This is a genomic window from Marinactinospora rubrisoli, from assembly GCF_042664915.1.
In the GTDB taxonomy this organism is placed as follows: domain Bacteria; phylum Actinomycetota; class Actinomycetes; order Streptosporangiales; family Streptosporangiaceae; genus Marinitenerispora; species Marinitenerispora rubrisoli.
In genome coordinates, this window is record NZ_JBHTBH010000009.1 from 1 (window position 1) to 17,359 (window position 17,359).

General features: G+C 73.1%; 15 protein-coding genes. 2 read left to right on the forward strand and 13 right to left on the reverse strand.

Annotation, left to right across the window (positions count from 1 at the left end; all coding sequences use genetic code 11):
* Positions 1 to 89: 89 nt before the first annotated feature.
* The 12 genes from ACFQRF_RS18575 to ACFQRF_RS18630 form a co-directional block, all read right to left on the reverse strand.
* Complete coding sequence (locus ACFQRF_RS18575) at positions 90 to 1,388, reverse strand: condensation domain-containing protein (protein ID WP_379872395.1); 1,299 nt, start codon at positions 1,386 to 1,388, stop codon at positions 90 to 92.
* Between the two features lie 21 nt (positions 1,389 to 1,409).
* A complete protein-coding gene (locus ACFQRF_RS18580) occupies positions 1,410 to 2,468 on the reverse strand; it encodes a glycosyltransferase family protein (protein WP_379872396.1) in 1,059 nt (352 codons plus the stop codon).
* Positions 2,465 to 3,478: a phosphotransferase family protein gene (locus ACFQRF_RS18585; RefSeq protein WP_379872397.1), complete on the reverse strand. Its 1,014-nt coding sequence runs from the start codon at positions 3,476 to 3,478 to the stop codon at positions 2,465 to 2,467. Before ACFQRF_RS18585 ends, ACFQRF_RS18580 begins: the two co-directional genes overlap by 4 nt.
* A complete protein-coding gene (locus ACFQRF_RS18590) occupies positions 3,475 to 4,491 on the reverse strand; it encodes a Gfo/Idh/MocA family protein (RefSeq protein ID WP_379872398.1) in 1,017 nt (338 codons plus the stop codon). Before ACFQRF_RS18590 ends, ACFQRF_RS18585 begins: the two co-directional genes overlap by 4 nt.
* Positions 4,481 to 5,773: an ATP-grasp domain-containing protein gene (locus tag ACFQRF_RS18595; RefSeq protein WP_379872399.1), complete on the reverse strand. Its 1,293-nt coding sequence runs from the start codon at positions 5,771 to 5,773 to the stop codon at positions 4,481 to 4,483. Before ACFQRF_RS18595 ends, ACFQRF_RS18590 begins: the two co-directional genes overlap by 11 nt.
* Positions 5,773 to 6,033, reverse strand: a complete 261-nt coding sequence (locus ACFQRF_RS18600) for an acyl carrier protein (protein WP_379872400.1) — start codon at positions 6,031 to 6,033, stop codon at positions 5,773 to 5,775. Before ACFQRF_RS18600 ends, ACFQRF_RS18595 begins: the two co-directional genes overlap by 1 nt.
* Before the next feature lie 3 nt (positions 6,034 to 6,036).
* Positions 6,037 to 7,212 carry a radical SAM protein gene (locus tag ACFQRF_RS18605; RefSeq protein WP_379872401.1) on the reverse strand — a complete coding sequence of 392 codons (1,176 nt, stop codon included), beginning with the start codon at positions 7,210 to 7,212 and terminating at the stop codon, positions 6,037 to 6,039.
* 38 nt (positions 7,213 to 7,250) lie between these two features.
* A complete protein-coding gene (locus tag ACFQRF_RS18610; protein WP_379872402.1) occupies positions 7,251 to 8,555 on the reverse strand; it encodes an MFS transporter in 1,305 nt (434 codons plus the stop codon).
* A gap of 631 nt (positions 8,556 to 9,186) precedes the next feature.
* On the reverse strand, positions 9,187 to 10,491 hold the full coding sequence (thrS, locus tag ACFQRF_RS18615) for a threonine--tRNA ligase (protein ID WP_379872403.1): 1,305 nt from the start codon (positions 10,489 to 10,491) through the stop codon (positions 9,187 to 9,189).
* A 112-nt stretch (positions 10,492 to 10,603) separates the two neighbouring features.
* Positions 10,604 to 11,257 carry a response regulator gene (locus ACFQRF_RS18620; RefSeq protein ID WP_379872404.1) on the reverse strand — a complete coding sequence of 218 codons (654 nt, stop codon included), beginning with the start codon at positions 11,255 to 11,257 and terminating at the stop codon, positions 10,604 to 10,606.
* On the reverse strand, positions 11,254 to 12,678 hold the full coding sequence (locus ACFQRF_RS18625; protein WP_379872405.1) for a sensor histidine kinase: 1,425 nt from the start codon (positions 12,676 to 12,678) through the stop codon (positions 11,254 to 11,256). The genes ACFQRF_RS18620 and ACFQRF_RS18625 overlap by 4 nt, the downstream gene beginning before the upstream one ends.
* Positions 12,679 to 12,879: 201 nt before the next feature.
* Positions 12,880 to 14,826 carry a serine hydrolase domain-containing protein gene (locus tag ACFQRF_RS18630; RefSeq protein ID WP_379872406.1) on the reverse strand — a complete coding sequence of 649 codons (1,947 nt, stop codon included), beginning with the start codon at positions 14,824 to 14,826 and terminating at the stop codon, positions 12,880 to 12,882.
* Between the two features lie 573 nt (positions 14,827 to 15,399).
* On the opposite strand from ACFQRF_RS18630, the gene ACFQRF_RS18635 reads away from it, so the two are divergent.
* Positions 15,400 to 15,735, forward strand: coding sequence for an ArsR/SmtB family transcription factor (locus ACFQRF_RS18635; protein ID WP_379872407.1), 336 nt, complete (start codon positions 15,400 to 15,402; stop codon positions 15,733 to 15,735).
* A 117-nt stretch (positions 15,736 to 15,852) separates the two neighbouring features.
* On the opposite strand, the gene ACFQRF_RS18640 is transcribed toward ACFQRF_RS18635, so the two are convergent.
* Complete coding sequence (locus ACFQRF_RS18640; protein ID WP_379872408.1) at positions 15,853 to 16,284, reverse strand: VOC family protein; 432 nt, start codon at positions 16,282 to 16,284, stop codon at positions 15,853 to 15,855.
* 96 nt (positions 16,285 to 16,380) lie between these two features.
* On the opposite strand from ACFQRF_RS18640, the gene ACFQRF_RS18645 reads away from it, so the two are divergent.
* Complete coding sequence (locus ACFQRF_RS18645; protein WP_379872409.1) at positions 16,381 to 17,103, forward strand: GntR family transcriptional regulator; 723 nt, start codon at positions 16,381 to 16,383, stop codon at positions 17,101 to 17,103.
* The last annotated feature ends 256 nt before the right edge of the window (positions 17,104 to 17,359 follow it).

Sequence of the window (17,359 nt, forward strand, 5' to 3'; positions counted from 1 at the left end):
GCGGCCGGGCCGGCCGCCGGGCCGCGCGGCACGGCCGGTCCCCGCGCCCGGCGCGCGCCGACGCATCCGGGGCCGTCCCCGGCCCCGGCCTAGCGTCCATCGGCGGCCGCCAGAGGCCGCCCGGCACGCGTGGCGGAGCCGATCCGCTCGCCCATCGCCCGGCACACCTCGCGAGTGAGCGGCGCGGTCCAGCCCCGGCCGTCGGCGCAGAGGTGCGCCGCGAGCGCCCCGGTGGAGGTGGCGCGCGCCCGGATGCTCAGGAAGCTGGCGAGCCCGGTGTCGCGGTGGCCGGAGGCGTCGGTGACCCGGCCGGTCACGGGGCCGAACGCGAGCGCGGCCGGCCGCTGCACCGGGATGTACTCGAAGAACGGGATGATGCTGTCCGGGTGGTGGAAGAACGGGTTCATCAGCCGCACCTCCTTGGTGGTGACCAGGCAGTGCCGCCGGGCGGCGAGCACGTTGTCGCGGACCGCGCGCACGTAGTCCGCCGACAGGCCCGCGGCCGGGCGCGGCACCGGGATGTAGACGGGCACCATGCAGGGCCCGAGCATGCCCCGCCACTCGGGCCGGTCGCGCCTCTCGAACAGGGTGAGGAAGACGAGATCGTCACCGCCGGCCACGTACGGGTCCATGGCGCAGGCGAGCGCGGCCAGCAGCACGACGAACAGGGTCCCGCGGTCGGTCCGCGCGAGCCGCCCGGCCCGGGCCACCAGGTCCGGGGAGAGGAGTTCGTCCCGGAAGGCGAACGGCTCTCCCGGCGGTCCGAGCCGGACCGAGGCGAACCGGGCGGCGCCGACCGAGGACGCCCACCAGTCCCGGGCTGCGTCCCGGCCGGCCGCCGACTGCCGCGCCTCGTCCGCCGCGTACTCCCGGTATTGGGCCCGAGGCGGCGGGACGTCGGTGCCGTCGAGTTCGGCCCGGTACAGGGCGGCGAGTTCGCCCAGCACGCCCCACAGCGTCGTCGGGTCGCCGATGAGGTGGTGGAGGTGCAGCGAGAGCACGTGCTCCTCCGGCCCCCTGCGCGCCAGCCGGACCCGGACGGGCGACGTCTCCTGCCGGACCGGCGCATATAGCCACCCCTCGGCCGCCAGGACGTCGGCCTCGTCGACGACCTCCACCTCGGCCGGGCCCTCGCCGGCGGCCCGGACGGCCTGGAAGGGCTCGGGCCCCTCGTCCATCACCACCCGGGTGCGCAGCAGGTCGTGGCGCCGGAGGAGTTCGCGGAACGCCCGCTGCAGGACCGGAACGCGCAGCGGCCCCGAGAGTTCGACCACCGCGCTGACCGTGTAGTACTCCCCCAGCCCGGTGCCCGGCCGGCGCCGCTCGGACTTCACCGAGTAGAGCTGCCAGAACGAAACGGGCGAGACCGTTTCCGTCTCCGTCGGCATTGCGTGTTCTCCTCGTTCTCCTCAGCACGTCTCTGTCAGGATCGTGGAGTAGTCGGGGACGTCCGCCGTGGCGCGCAGGAGCCGGCGGTGTGCCTCGTGGAGCACCTCGACGGCGAAGCCGGTCTCCCGCCAGCGCGCGAGCGTGACGCCGAACCCCAGCCGCTCCCACAGCTCGGCGTTGCGGCGCTCGTGGTCGCCGAAGGGCTCCAGGAACACCATCGGCGTCGCCGACCACAGTGAGTCGAGCAGCGTGCCGCCACCGGGCTTGCTCACCATGGCGATCGCGGACCGGGCCAGGTCGAACGACCCGTGGTGCCCGGCGCCGCGCGTGTAGTGGGTGGGCTCGCCGGGCCGGACGCGGCCGAACGGCGGATAGCCGTCGTCCAGCCACGGATGCCAGGCGGGGTCGACCATGTGGTAGCGGACTCCGGCCTCGTCGGTCACGTCCCGGGCCTCGTAGGCGACGACGTCCAGCGCGAATCCGCGGGCGCTCAGCTCGCGGGCCCGTTCCCGGTAGGTGCCCATGCCCCAGCCGCCGCCGTGCACGAGCAGCCGCTGCCCACGCCCGGCCCAGGGGACGGCGGGCTCGCGGCCGACCGGGATGCTGCACGGGATGGTGCCCCGCTCGGCGTCGGCGAGGCGGACCGTGGTCACGTCGAGGCCGGTGACCTCCGTCCGGAGGAAGGACGGCGAGGTCACGGAGTCCACGTGGCAGAGGTGCACCCGGGGCGGCGGCCCGCTCTCGGCCACGTACCTGGCCACGAGCGGGAGCCAGAAGCCGGAGAAGACGACCAGGGTGCCGACGCGCCGTTCCCGCCACGAGGCGAACAGCTTCTCGACCGCCTCCTCCGCCGCGACCTCGGCCGGGTTCGTCGCGATCCGCTGACCGGTGAGCGCGACGCGGAAGTCCCGGTGGAAGGCCCACTTCATCTTCTCGGTGGTGACCCGCTTGTGGTCCGGGAGCAGCCGCTCCAGGACGGTGACGCCGGCCTCGCCGCCGCGCTCGCGGATCCGGTCGGCGAGCAGCAGGCCCGGCACGTGCACTCCCAGCGCGACGCCGGAGGTGAGGATCTCGATCACCGGCCGTCCTCCGTTCCGATTCCGGCGAGCGCGTCCAGGCTCGCGGTCAGTTCCCGCCGGACGAGGCGCGCCACGTGCTCGTGCTCCGGGCCGCCGGCGCGGCGGGGCACGGCCTCGACCAGCATGATCAGGTACAGGTAGCACCGGTACAGCGCCAGGCGGCGTCGGGTCCGCGCGTCCAGGACGACGGTGCCGCCCGCGCCGCGGTAGCCGCGGAGGAAGGCGGGATCGTCCTCGACGTCGCCGAACAGGGCCACGGAGACCATCTCGGCGAGGGGGTCGCCCCAGAAGCAGCGCTCGCCGTCGACCAGCCCGCTGATCACCGGTCCCCGGTCCGTGGTGTCGACGAGGATGTTGCCGGGCCACAGGTCGAAGTGGACGAGCACGGGGGTGCCGACCTCGTCGAGCAGGTCGGCCTGGCCGTGCACGAGTTCGGCGACGCGGTCCGCGGGCACCGGCAGGGCCGCGGCGAACGCCCGCGCGTCGGCGAGCACCGCGTCGATCATGGCGAGGAAGGCGGTCCGCCAGTCGGCCGCCAGTCCCAGGTGCGGATAGCCGAAGCCGGGACCGGTGATCCGGTGGAGGGCCGCGGCCAGCCGGCCCAGCTCCGCGCGCAGCCGGATCCGTTCGCCGGGGCCGATGCCGGGGTGGCGGGCGTGCCAGCTCTCCCCCGGGCATCGCGTCATCAGCAGGAAGTCGCGGTCGATCACGCCGCGCCCGAAGTCGGCGTGCAGCACGTCGGGGACGGGGACCCGGCCGGCGGCGGTCCGGTAGAACAGCTCCTCGGTGCGGGTCAGCCCGTGCTCGTAGCTCATCATCGGCGCCTGTGGGTCCGGCGCCACCTTGAGGACGAGGTCGGGGCCCTCGGTGAGGCGCAGGATGTGGACGCTGTTGAAGGTCCCCTCGGCGGCCTGGGCGTAGGAGGACAGCCGCGCGGGGTCGACGCCGGAGGCGTCGAGGACGCGTTCCAGTACCGCTCGGTCCAGGGCGGTGCCGTCGCCCGGCCTCACCGCACCGCCGCCTCTCGGCCGTCCCGCGCGGCGCCGCGGTGGATCGCCGCCATGACCGCGATCCGCGGCGCCGCGGCGGCGAGTTCGCGGCCCTCGCCGCCGTCGCCCGTGGTGAGGAGGTCGCGGATGCTCGCGAACTGGCGGTCGTAGTAGGCCGCCGGTGCGAACGAGCGGATCCGCGTGCCCGCACCGGGACGCCGGATCGCCAGGTTCACCGGCAGTGGCCCGGCGATGGGCCGCAGGAAGCCGCGCACCCGCACGGTGGCGGTGGCGAAGACGAACTCGTGGTCGGCCACGTGCCGGTCGCCGAACCGGCAGTCCAGGTCGGCATGGCGGCCGTCCGCCCACCGCAGGCCGGCGTGGAGGGCGAGGTCCACGCCGATGCCGTCGCCGGTGGCCGCCGCCTCGCGCACGGTGCGCCCTTCGCCCGAGACTCCGTCCAGGCCCGCCGTCGCCTGGACGGCCTGCAGCCAGTAGCCCGCGCAGTCGTAGAAGATGCCGCCGCCGAGTTCCGGCCGGGTTCGGTAGGTGCCCGGTGCCGGCGTCGTGAAGGCGATCTCGGTGCGGATCGACCGCAGCGGCCCGTACCGGCGATCGGCGATCATCTCGCGGACGGCGGCCTGCCAGGGGTGTCCCGCCGAGGGCAGCGCTTCGGCGACGCGGACGCCGTGCTCGGCGGCGGCCTCGCGGATCCGCCCGAGTTCGCCGGGGGTGAGGCAGAGCGGCTTCTCCACCACGACGTGCTTGCCCGCCCGCGCGGCCCGCTCCGCCCATCCGGCGTGTGCACTGTTGTGCAGGGAGATGTACACGGTGTTGATCCGCGGGTCGGCGATCAGGTCCGCGTAGTGGTCGTGCACCACGGGGATGCCGTTGCGGGCCGCGAAGGCGAGCGCGCGGTCGTGGTCGCTCGCCGCCACCGCGCGCACGGTCACGTCGTCGTGCCGGGCGGCGGGGTGCAGCACCACGCGTTCGGCGATCCGGGTGGCGCCGACGAGCCCGATGTCAAGCCGCATCGGCGCCTCCGCCCCGCGGCGTCATCCCCGCCGCCTCGGCCGCCGCGAGCACCCGTCCGTGGGTCGCGGCGACCTCGTCCGGCGGGCAGAACAGGGCGCAGTGCACCCGGCCGCCCGGGGAGGCGAGCGCGCTGCCGCCCAGGATGAGGGCGCCCGGGCGCCGGCCGCACTCGTACAGTGCGCCCGCGCGGCGCAGGCCGTCGACGATGTCGGCGACGCCGCGTCCCGGCGGCACTTTGAGGTCGGCCTGCGACAGGTGGCAGCGCAGGCCGTGCTCGGCGGCCCGCGCGTCGAGGGTGAGCGCCACCAGGCCGAGGGAGCGGCGCGCGTTGATCTCCAGGATCGGGATCACCGTGCCGTCCGTCAGCAGCATCGAGTCCACCCCGGCGGGCCCCCAGTAGCCGGCGCGGGTCAGCGCCCCGGCCACGGCGGCCAGCGCGTCGGGGTAGCCGCCGCGCCGCAGGAAGGCGGTGAAGTCGTCCGGGGCCGGGCCCACCACGTGGTTGCGGTACCCGCGGTTGGTCATCACCTGGACCCCGGTCCACTCCCATGTGCCGTCGCGGGCGACGTGCAGGTTGGCGGAGAAGTCCCGCCGCCCGTCGAACCGGCGCTGCACGAGGAGTTCGACGCGCCGGCCGCGGTCGGCCTGGCGGTCGAGGGTGCGGATCACCGCGGCGAGGACGCGGGGGGAGGTCACCTCGAGCGTGCCCTTCCCCGACACCCCGAAGGGGTCCTTCACCACCACTTCGTGGTCGAGTTCGGCCACCGCCGAGGCGAGTTCCTCGGTGGAGCGCACGATCCGGCCCGCGCCCGGCAGGCCGAGTTCGCGCACGAGCGCGTTCGACCAGGTCTTGGAGTTCACCTCGGCGACGGCGGCCGTCCGGGGCAGCTCGCCGCCGCGGCCCAGCCGGTCGGTGAGCAGTTCGGTGTCGTGCCGCACCGCCCAGGGTTCGAGGGTGTCGTACCCCGCGAACAGTCGCGGGGTATCGGGGGCCGCCGCCAGTCGCCGCTCCACGGTTTCGCCGTCGGCGTCTCCGGTTCGGTGGTGCTCGAACCCGATGCCGAGGGCGGCCAGCCCGTCGCGGATCCCGTCCGCGATCGGATGGCGGGTGACCAGGAGGTCGCCCGGGGAACAGAACGCCGCGAGCAGCTCGTCCATGGTGTCCACGGACCGCGCGGCGCCGGGGTCGCGCAGGGCGGCCCCGGGCAGTTCCGCGAGGTCCGGCGGGCGCCACGAACGTTCGGCGTCGAACGTCCCGAAGTGGACGCGCCCGCCCGCCATCAGCCGGCCGCCGCCGTCCGGAGTCCGGCCACGAAGCCGGTGAACTGGCGGACCGAACGCAGGTCGTCGAGCTCCAGGTTCTCGTAGTCGAGTTCCACGTCGAAGGCGTCCTCGATCCCGAGGAGGAACGAGATCATCTGCAGCGAATCCAGACCGTACTCGTCCACGAGGTCGCTGTCGGTGCCGATGTCGTCCGCGGTGAGGCCGTTCGCCAGCACTTTCGCGAGCACGGTGCGGATGCGGTACTCGATGTCGTCCATGTCTCACACTCCGTTGAGGTAGAGGAGGATGCACTTGGAACAGACCGGCATCATGCCGGTGTCGGCGAGAAGCGATCTGACCTTGCGGAACGAGGGGCTGTGCCACAGCTCGGCCACGCCGGTCTCGTAGAGGTTGCCCACCACGAACTCCGGGAAGAACTTGCACGAGCTGACGTTGCCGTCGGCGTGCACCTCCAGCCGGTTCGACACCGCCAGGCAGGTGCTGCGCCGCTGCGCCGGGCGGGACGTGCCGAGGATGAAGTCCTCGACCTCCTCCGCCTCAAGCTGGGGCTGGTAGCGGACGCGGACGTTCCAGCGCCGTTCCGCCAGCCGGCGCATGGACTCGCGCAGCTGGGGGAGCTGCTCGGGGGGCAGCCGGTAGGTGTAGGAATGCCAGGTCGGCTTCCGGGTGCCGGTGTCGGGCTGCAGCCAGGAGAAGGACTCCTCGTAGACGCGGTCCATGGACGCGGCCACCTCGGGGCTGATGTACCACGGGAACTGGAAGTAGACCGAGTTGACGCCCAGTTCCTCGGCCCACTCCATGAAGTCGTACATCGTGCCGACCGTGGCGTGGGAGACCATGCAGGAGAGCGAGACCTCGCCGAGGAATTTGCCCTCCCGTTTGAGGTCGAGCATCAGCTTGATGTTCTCCATGGTCCGCCGGAAGGTGCCCTTGCCGCGCAGCGCCTCGTGCTCCGCTTCGAGGCCGTCGAGGCTGACCAGGAGGTTGAGGTTCTCCCCGATGCGCAGCAGGTGGTCGAGGTTCCGCTTGAACAGCAACCCGTTGGTGCACATGTTGACGGTGCGCGGGTACTGCTCCAGCAGGTCGACGACCTCGCCGAACCGGCGGTACATGAGCGGCTCCCCGCCCCACATGAAGAGCTTGGACCGCCGCCCGGCGGTGGAGCGCAGCACCTCCTCGACGATCCCGATGTCGAGTTCGGTCCGGGCCTGCTCCGGGCTGAAGTCGCGGAAGAAGCCCTGGTCGTTCCACTGGAAGCAGTGGGTGCAGCGGAGGTTGCACTTGTAGGTGAGCTGGAGGCTGACCTCCTGGGGCAGCGGTGCCGCGTAGCCGGGGTCGGACTGCCGTTTGGCACGGGCCTTCGACCGGATGGACACCGTGTGCTTGATGTCGGCGAACTCTTTGGCGTTGAGTTTCCTCGTGGTGGTCGGATGCATGACGTCCTTTCCGGGTGGTGGTCGGGTCACCGTCGTTCTCACGCGCCCGCGGCCGGAGCCGTGGGCGTTGCGGCCGGGGGCGGTCCGGGTTCCGTGGCGGCCGGCAGGCCGTCGTCGATGCCGTCGCCGATCGCGCGCAGCAGCAGGACGCCGGTGCTCGCGCAGATCCCGCCGGCCATGAGCACGGCCACGAGCCCCACGGCCGTTCCCAGCCAGTCGCTCGCCAGGCCGGCCGCGACCCCGCCGGTCAGCGCCCCCAGGGGGATGGCCGTCGAGGGGACGGTCCGGGCGGTGGCGTGCACGGTGCTCTGCCACTCGGGCGGGGTCAGGACCTGCCGCAGGCTGGTGCTCAGCACGCCCCAGACCGGCAGCCAGATCGCGGAGCAGATCCGGATCACCGCGAAGACGGCGACCGGCGCACCGGCCAGGCACAGCGGTACGGCGATCCAGGCGGCCCCCTCCAGCCCGGACAGCAGCAGGGTGCGGCGGACGCCGAGCCTGCGGGCGATGCGGTGCGCGTACATCGCCCCGGCCAGGCCGCCGAGGGCACCGGCCGCCAGCAGCAGGCCGACCGCCGTGCTGGACATCCCGAGCACCCGGTAGGCGAACAGCAGGAGCACCGCGTCGACGGCCCCCATCCCGAAACCGCGCAGCGCGGAGGCGGAGACGATCCGGCGCAGCGCGTCGTGGCGCCACACGAAGCCGAGCCCCCGCCGGACCCGCGCGATGGCGGGTTCGGGGTGCCGCTCGGGCGACGGCTCGACCGCCCGCACTCGGGTGCGCCCGGCGGCCGACAGCAGGAAGGGTGCGGCGGTGCAGGCGGCCGACGCGGCCGGGCCGACGAGGTCGACGACGGCTCCGGCGACGGCCGGACCGGCCAGCTTGGACAGGCTGTCGGAACTCTGCAACCGGGAGTTCGCCGGGAACAGGCGGTCCGCGGGGACCAGCGACGGCAGGTAGGACTGGGCGCCGATGTCCACGAACACCATCGCCGCCCCGGCGAGCGCCGTCGCGACGAGGAGCTGGGGGAAGGACGGTTCGCCGAGGACGACCGCCGCCGTCACGCCCGCGAACGCGCAGAAGCGCACCAGCTCTCCGGCGATCATGACCCGGCGGACCCGCATCCGCGCCAGGACCGCGCCGGCGAACATGCCGAATACGGGGAAGGCGAGCCAGCCCGTGGCGGTCAGCAGCCCGACCTGGGCGCTGGACGCGTCGAGCAGGAGGATCGCGATGGTGGGGATGGCGAAACCGGTGAGCCGGTCGCCCGTGAAACTCATCGTCTGGCTGAACCAAAACCACTGGAAATCGCGTGTCAGCCGCGCCGTTCCACGCGAGGCCATCCGCCGAATGGTGGTTACCTTCCTTTCCCGAAAGCACCTCGGGAAGCTCCCGGGAAATTAGAACAGGCACCCACAAGAAATCGCAAGAGTGAGGAACCGAACATTCGGCTTGAAATTTCCCGAGAAGATCAAAAGACCGTCTGATCTCGTGGTTAATGCGGGCGTAACACGGATGCGCCATCATGAAACACAACGTTACACATACGAAACATGCCGTTAACATAGCAGCGGAATCCCGTGTCCTCTCCCGGCGGGACGGACCCGGCGGCGATCACGCTCGTGAAATGCGGAATCGCTTTACCGCCCGAGGTCCGGAAGCCGGGCACCCCGCGGTATTACGCCGCCGGCCTTTCGGCACGCGAATACGCGAGCCGGGTAAATGATCAGGTTGTTCACCGGCACGATTTCCGCGCGATGCCGATCACCGAAAACAGTGGGAAACCTGCCGGTGCGCTCCTGGAATACCCGCACGGCACCGCCCGCCGCACCAGCCGCGGGAAGGCCCGCCGGTACGGGCACCGGCGGTGTCCTCCCGCGGCGGTGCCACGCTGCCGGCCCCATGGCCGCCGCGACCGCCCGCGCCGCCACGCCCCGGCTCGTCCCGCGCTGATTCACCGCTTCGCCGCGCGGGTCACCCGGCGTCGGCGGGCCACAGGGCGGGGCTGTGCGCGGCGACGAGGGAGCGGATCCGCAAGAGGAGGGCGTCGGCCGGCCGCGGGTCGAGGCGGCGTCCATCCCGGAGCCGCAGGGCGGCGCGGCCGTCGGCGGCCTCCCTGGCACCGACCACCGCCTGGTAGGGGACGAGGCGGGCCTCCCGGACGCGGGCGGCCAGGCCGCCGCGCTCGGGGCCCGCGACCTCGGCGCGCAGCCCGAGGCCGCGGGCACGTTCCGCGATCGCCTCGGCGTCGCCCGCCTGCTCCCCGGACACCGGGAGGACCACCACCTGGACCGGGGCCAGCCAGGCGGGGAAGGCCCCGCCGTGCCGTTCGATCAGGTGGGCGACGGCCCGCTCCACGCTGCCGATGACGCTGCGGTGCACCATGACCGGCCGGTGCCGGCCGCCGTCCGCCCCGACGTAGTGCAGGCCGAACCGCTCGGGCTGGTGGAAGTCGACCTGGACGGTGGACAGGGTGGACTCCCGCCCGGCGCCGTCGGCGATCTGCACGTCGATCTTGGGGCCGTAGAAGGCGGCCTCCCCCTCGGCCGCCTCGTACTGCAGGCCGGAGCCGTCCAGGACCTCGGTCAGCAGGTCGGTGGCGCGCCGCCACAGCTCCGGGGCGGCGACGTACTTGCCGCCGGGGCCGGGCAGGGAGAGCCGGTAGCGGGCCGGGACGATGCCCATGGCGTGGTGGGCGCGGCGGATCATGTCCAGGGCTCCCCTCGCCTCGTCGGCGACCTGGTCGACGGTGCAGAAGATGTGCGCGTCGTTCAGCTGGATGGCGCGCACCCGGGTCAGCCCGCCCAGCACTCCCGACAGCTCAGAGCGGTACATGCCGCCCAGTTCCGCCATGCGCAGCGGCAGTTCCCGGTAGCTGTGAGAGCGGGACCGGTAGATGATCGCGTGGTGCGGGCACAGGCTCGGCCGCAGCACCAGCTGCTCGGCACCGACGTCCATCGGAGGGAACATGTCGTCGCGGTAGTGCGACCAGTGCCCGGAGATCTGGTACAGGTCGCGTTTGCCGAGCACCGGCGAGTAGACGTGCCGGTACCCCGCCCGCCGCTCCTGGTCGCGGACGTACTCCTCCAGGGCGTGCCGCACGGTCGCCCCGTCGGGCAGCCAGTACGGCAGGCCGGCGCCGATGAGCGGGTCGGTGTCGAACAGTTCCAGCTCGCGGCCGAGCCGGCGGTGGTCGTGCATGGTGGTCTCCTCACGGACGCCGGGAGGGCGACCGCAGGACGAAGCCCCGGGGCACCCGCCCCGGGGCTTCGAACTCACGACATGGGTCAGCGCGCCGGGACACTCTCCGGCGTCGTCGTCATGGCAGCGCGCTTCACGCCGCTCACGGTAGCAGACGCGGGCGGGCGGCTCCGGCCCGCCGCCCGCCGCCTCAGTAGGACGCCACCCCGTTCTGGTACGCCCACACCACCGTCTGCAGCCGGTCGCGGGTCCCGATCTTGCTCATGGCGCGCCCGAGGTGCGACTTGACCGTGCTCGTCTCGATGAAGAGCCGCTGCGCGATCTCGGCGTTGGACAGTCCCTCGGCGAGCAGCCGCACGATGTCGACCTCCCGTGCCGTCAGGCGGTCCAGCGTCTCGTCGCCGGCGCGGCGCGGTGACCGGCGGCGGGCGAACTCGGTGATGACCCGCCGGGTGACGGTGTGGTCGACGAGGCCGTGCCCGGCGGCGAGCCGGCGGACGGCGTCGATGAGGTCGTCGGGCTCGCTGTCCTTGAGGATGAACCCGCTCGCGCCCGCCTCCAGCGCGCCGAACACGTACTCGTCGAGGTCGAAGGTCGTCACCACGAGGACGGACGGCGGCGACTCCGCGCCGGCGACGATCTCGCGGGTCGCCGCGAGCCCGTCGCCGCCCGGCATGCGCACGTCCATGCAGATGACGTCGGGGGTGAGACGGCGGGCGAGGTCGACCGCGGCGGGGCCGTTGGCGGCTTCACCGACCACTTCGATGTCGCCCGCGAGCTGCAGGATGACGCGGAACCCCGTCCGGACCACGGACTGGTCGTCCACGAGAAGCACTCTGATCACGCCGATCCACCCGTCTCCGTGGTTTCGGTACCGGCCGCCGACGTTTCCGGGTCGACCGGAAGTACCAGGGACACCCGCCAGCCGCCGGACGCCGTCGGGCCGGCGTCGAACGTCGCCCCGATGAGCTGGGCCCGCTCCCGCATGCCGATCAGGCCGTGGCCCCGGGGAGCGGGTGCCGGCCGGGCGCCGCCGGGCCCGGAGGCGGGGGCGCCGCCGGGGCGGGCGTCGTTCGTCACCTCCAGAGCGGCCTCGGACCCGCTATAGCCGAGCCGGATCCGCACTCGGGCGCCGGGGGCGTGGTCCCGCGCGTTGGCGAGCGCCTCCTGAGTGACCCGGTAGAAGGTGACGTCGGCGACCGGCGGCAGATCATACCGCTCGCCGTGGTACTCCACGTCGACGGCCGTCCCCAGCTCCCGTTCCGTCTGCACGAGCCGGTCCAGGACCGCCAGCCCCGGCACCGGCGCCCCGTCCGAGCCCAGGCCGGCGGCGCCGTCCCGGTGCGTGCCGTCCGCCGGGTCCCGGAGCGCCCCGACGACGAGGCGCAGGTTGTCGAGGGTCTCCTTGCCCTGTCCGCGGATCCAGGCGGTGGCCTCCTTGGCCGCCTGCGGGTCGCGGTCGATCAGCCGCTCGACCATCGCCGCCTGCACGACCATGCCGGAGAGGTGGTGTGCCGCGATGTCGTGCAGTTCGCGGGCCATGCGGGCGCGCTCGGCGCGGATGGCGGCGTCGGCCCGGTCCCGCTGCGCCCTGACCCGTTCGGCCGCGGTGACCTTCACCAACCGGACGTAGCGCCGGCGGGTCGCCATGTATCCGCCGATCAGCGCCGCCGGCACGTACAGGACCACGCCGCCGACGAAGTGGCTGAGCCACAGCGTGAAGGGGGCGAGCGTCCCCGCGCCCTCGCTCGGAGCCGCCAGCCGCAGCGTGTCGGCCATCTCCCCGGCGGCCACCGCGGCAACGCCTCCGATCACGCCGTCCAGGAGCGCGACTGCGGCGATGACGCGCGTCGCCTGCCGGGGTGCCAGGTATGCCCCGCAGGTGTAGGCGGCGATGATCGGCGCCAGACCGCGGTAGGTGAGCCCGGTCGGCACGGCGGTGGCGAGGGCGACCTGGGTCAGTGCCACGATCCCCAGGCACAGCACGGGGCTGGTCCGGCGGATGGCGAGGAACAGCGACTGTGCGACGGCCAGGACAAGGACCGCCGTCGCGGAGAGCGGCGTGAGCACCAGCCCCTCCCGCTCGGCGACCCAGCCGAGCGGGAGGCAGCTGATGACCGCGAACACGGACACGAGGGCCGCCAGCACGCAATCCCGCCGGAAGTCGCCGGCGATCCCGGCCCTGGTGAGCCCGCCGTCGATCCGCGCCGTGAACCGGGAGAACCAGGAGTCGGCCAGGCCCTCGGGCCCGGTCCGGACGTCCACGCCATCCGCTCCGTCCCCCCGTCCCGGGGGACCGCCATCCTCGCGCTCGGGCATGCGTGCCACTCTCGTTTCCGCGTCGTTCGGGCTGTGTGGTTGTACCAGTAAGTCGGGATCGGGGGAAGCCGGGAGACGGCCGTGCGGCGGGGATGGTGCCACCACCCCCGCCGCACCCCTGCCGCCGCGGGTCGCGGCGGCGGGTGCTCAGTAGGACACGTCCGGGACGAGCAGGTTGAAGACGACCGAGAGCCACGCGATCCCGACCAGGGCCACCAGGACGAGCACGGCCCCGAGGACCCGCGCCCAGCCGGCGCGCCGGTGGATGTCGGTGATGAGGCCGATCGCGGCCGGGATCACGCCGACGACCCCGAGCCACTGCGCCGCCTGGATGACGTGGATCAACTCCGCGGGCACGTCGTGGAGTTGCATCGCCGTGCTGATGGTCACCGCCCAGCCCACGATGGCGAGCGTGGCGCCGGCCATGCAGATACGGGTCAGGACACGGACCACCCGGCCGGCCCGGGGACGCGGCGGCAGGGAGAGCCGGCGCCGGACGATCGCGCGGATCGGCATCGAGACGAGCGCGACGAGCAGAACGGCCACCGAGAAGACCAGGATGGACATGACCACCGTCGATTCGTGTACCGGATCGACCCGCTCCAGCGTGAAGGCGGACGCGTAGCCGATCTCCTCGACCTCGTCGCCGGACCCGCGCATGGTGAGGATCCGCTGGCCGCCGACCTCCTGCCAGACCCAGGGCGCGATCTCCTGGTAGACGGTCGGATACACGGTCTCCGGTCCCGGGCTGACGAGGATGGTGCCGTCGTCCTGAGCGGTCACCGTCGTCCGGCTCACGGCCCGGACCACGGAGAGGAAGGTGCTCTGCGCCGAACGCGCGGACTCGTACGTCCCCTCGGCCATCGAGGCGTGCTCCGCCGCCGTCGGCTCGACCTGGACGTCTGGGTCCTGGGAAGGGAAGTAGCGGTCGGCGAACCCGGCGGTGAGAGAGTTGCGCAGGGTCAGCGAGTCGTAGCCCTGGTGGCCGCCGCCGTTCATCGTGACGAAGATCCCGGTCCGCTCCTCGGGGAAGAGCTGCAGGTGGGAGTGGAAGGCGGTGGTGTCGCCGCCGTGGCCGATGATGCGCCGGCCGTTGCGGCTCTCGTCGAAGAACCCCAGGGTCATGCGGGGGCCCTCGGCGATGGTGCCGAGCGTGTCGGAGGTGAGGGCGGGCTCGTGCATCAGCGCGAGTGTCTCCTCCTCGAGCAGCGACTGCTCGGGCCCCAGTTCGCCCAGCTGCGCCAGCATGAAGCGCGCCATGTCGGTGGCGGACGCCGTCAGCGCGCCGGCGGGCGGGGCCCCGATGATCTCGAACGGGGCGGCGGGGCCGGAGTCGGTCGGGTAGCCGCCCGCCATCCGGTCCCGGATGTCCTCCGGCAGCGGCTGCTGGAAGGTGGACGACGTCATGCCGATCCGGTCGAGGATGTTCTGCTGCACGTACTCCTCGAACGGCTCACCGCTGACGCGTTCGACGATGTAGCCGGCGAGGCCGTTGCCGTAGTTGGAGTAGGCGGGGACGGTGCCGGGCGCATAGACCTGCACCGGCGGGTCGGTGGCGAGCGCCTCCCCCAAGTCCACGCTTTCCCCCTCAAGCCCGATGAGACCGCGGATCTGCTCCTCGAAGCCGGCCGTGTGCGTCAGCAGATGGCGCAGGGTGATGTCGCCCTCGAAGTTCCGGGGGATCTCGAAGTCGAGGTACTCGCTGACGTCGGTGTCGAGGTCGAGGTCTCCGCTCTCGACCAGCTGCATGACCGCGGTGGCGGTGAACAGCTTGGAGACCGACCCCGGGCGGAAGAGCGTCTCCTCGGGGTCGACCGGCCGCGGCTCGCCGCCTTCGGATCCGTTGTCGGCGTAGCCGTAGCCTCGGGCGGTGAGCACCTCGCCGTCGTGGACCACCGAGACCGCGGCGCCCGGGATGCCGGCGTCCTCCAGGGCCGCCGGCAGGAAGCCGTCCAGCCACGCGTTGACGTCGGCCTCGGTGAGTTCGCCGGCCGCCGCGGGGGCCGGGATCGGCGGGGTGGGCGCCGCGGCGGCGGCTGGGGCGGCGGCACCGGTGATCGTCGCGGCCATGAGACCGGTGACCCCGATCGCCATCAGCCGCGCTCCGATCCCGCGCCGGCCGCGCGCTCCTCGCGGGGAGGCTGCTTCGACTCTGCTGTCCACGAACCTGCTCCTGCTCTGAGGGGGAGATGGCACCGGGCGTTCGCGGGGCTCTGTGGGAGGCCCGTCCCGATGTCGCTCCACGAGCATGCCGAGGACCGGGCGGCCGGGTCATCGGGCACAGGTCGGCAACCGGATTGCGACCAAAGGGGGAGGTGGCCGCCACCTCGCGCGGGAGGCGGCCGGCCGGACCTGCGCGGACGGCGGCCGGAGAGGGGGCGGAAGCGGCGGCGCGCACGGTCACGTTCGGCCGCTGCCACCCGGTCGGCGGCCCGCAATGCGCCCTGCCGCCACCAAGGACGCTCCCGCCCCGATCAGGGCGGCGCCTGAGCCGCGCGCGCACGAGCGGGCGCCCGGGATCGATCGGGGCGCCGGTGCCACGCGCCTCCTGGAGACCACGCCCGGCGGTTCCGGGTTGCGCGAGCCACGTCGTTGAGAATGATCGAACGGGGAAGGGAACGTACGGCGCCGTCGATGCGGCGTCCGAAACTACGGGAGAATCGACCCATGCGCATCCTCGAACATCCCGATCCGGACGACATCGGGATCGACGCGGTGCTCGCCGCACTGGCCGATCCCATGCGCCGGCAGATCGTCTGCCGGCTCGCCGAGGGCCACACCGACATGGCGTGCATCGCTTTCGAACTGCCGGTGAGCAAGTCCACCTCGACCCACCACTTCCGCGTCCTGCGCGAGGCGGGCGTGATCCGGCAGCGCTACCAGGGCACCGCGATCCTCAACAGCCTCCGCGCCGACGACCTCAACGCCCGGTTCCCCGGTCTGCTCGACGCGATCATCACCGCCCAGCGCACCACCGGGGCCACCGCCGGCACGGGGGCGTGACCGGCGGGGCCACGGGACGGCGAGGTCCGGTGGCCGAGCCCGCCCGGACCGCCACGCCCGCGCCCGGGGCGCGCAGGGCCACCGGAGACGGGGCCGTTCCCCGCTACCGGCCGGGTGTCAGACCGCGAAGACCTGGGAGTCGTCGGCGAACGCCTTGAACTCCAGCGCGTTGCCCGCCGGGTCGAGCAGGAACATCGTCCACTGTTCGCCGGGCCGTCCCTCGAAGCGCACGTAGGGTTCGATGACGAATTCCGTGCCGGCCGCGCGCAGCCGGCCGGCGAGCTTGTGGAACTCCGGGATCGTGAGGATCAGCCCGAAGTGCGGCACCGGCACGTCGTGGCCGTCGACCGGGTTGTGGATCCGCTGGGACCGCCCGGGGGCGAGGTGCGTGACGAACTGGTGTCCGTGCAGGTTCCAGTCCACCCAGGTGTCGGAGCTGCGGCCCTGGTCCAGGCCGAGCACCTCGCCGTAGAACCGGCGCGCGGCGGCGAGGTCGTCGACCGGCATGGCCAGGTGGAACCGCGGGATCGGGGAGTCGAGTGTGGTCATGGGGCATCGGCACCTTCCTGAGAGGCACGCTCGGCGGCCCGCCGAGAACCAGATGTCCGGATGTTAACATTACGACAATCGAGAGAGGCAAGGGGCATGGGTGAACAGGGCAGGGTGGCCCCCGCCCGCCGGAGAGGGCTGGCCGACGAGGTCGCGGACCGGGTGCGCGAGGCCATCTACAGCGGGGCGTACCCGCCCGGGGCGCAGTTGCGGGAGGTGGAACTGTCCTCCGCGCTGGAGGTGAGCCGCGGGCCGGTGCGCGAGGCGCTGCTCCGCCTGGAACGCGAGGGCCTGGTCCGCAGCGCCTGGCACCGCGGGGCGACGGTGACGACGCTGTCCCGGCAGGACGTCGCCGAACTCGACAGCCTGCGCGGCGCGCTGGAACGCCTCGCCGTGCAGCAGGTGTGCGCACAGGCCTCGGACGAGGACATCGCCGCCATCGAGCAGGCGGCCGAGCGCATGGCGGACGCGCCCGACGAACACGCGATGGTGCGCCGCGACATCGCCTTCCATGACGCCGTCTACGCGGCCGCAGCGCACGGCCGCCTTCAGGAGGCGTGGCAGGCGATCCGCTCCCAGGTCCACCTGTTCCTGCTCACCCGGATCAGGGTCAGCGCCGAGGGCTACCTTGCCCACATGCCCGGCGAACATCGAGAACTCGCCACCGCCCTGCGCGCCCGCGACGCCGAGAGGGCCATGGCGCTGTTCGCGACGCACCGCCGGCACGCCTTCGAGATCCTGGCCGAGGCCGCCGACGCGGCACCGGAGCCGGACACCACCGCGGACCGGACGGACGCGGCCCACGCCGATACGGCCTGACGCCGTCGGCCGTTCGCCCGCCTCCCACCCACGGAACCGAACGGCACCGCAGCACGAACCCGACGCTCCCCAACACCGGACGCCCCCTGGACGAGGCCATCACCCGGTGGAACCGCGGGGCCCGCCGCAGCCCACGGGGCCATGCACGAGCACCCCGAGAACGCGGACCGCCGAGCCGATCCCTCACCACCGTCACGACCGGAGCCGGGAGCCCACCGCCCCACCGGCGATCGAAGTGCCCCGGCCCGCTCGACGC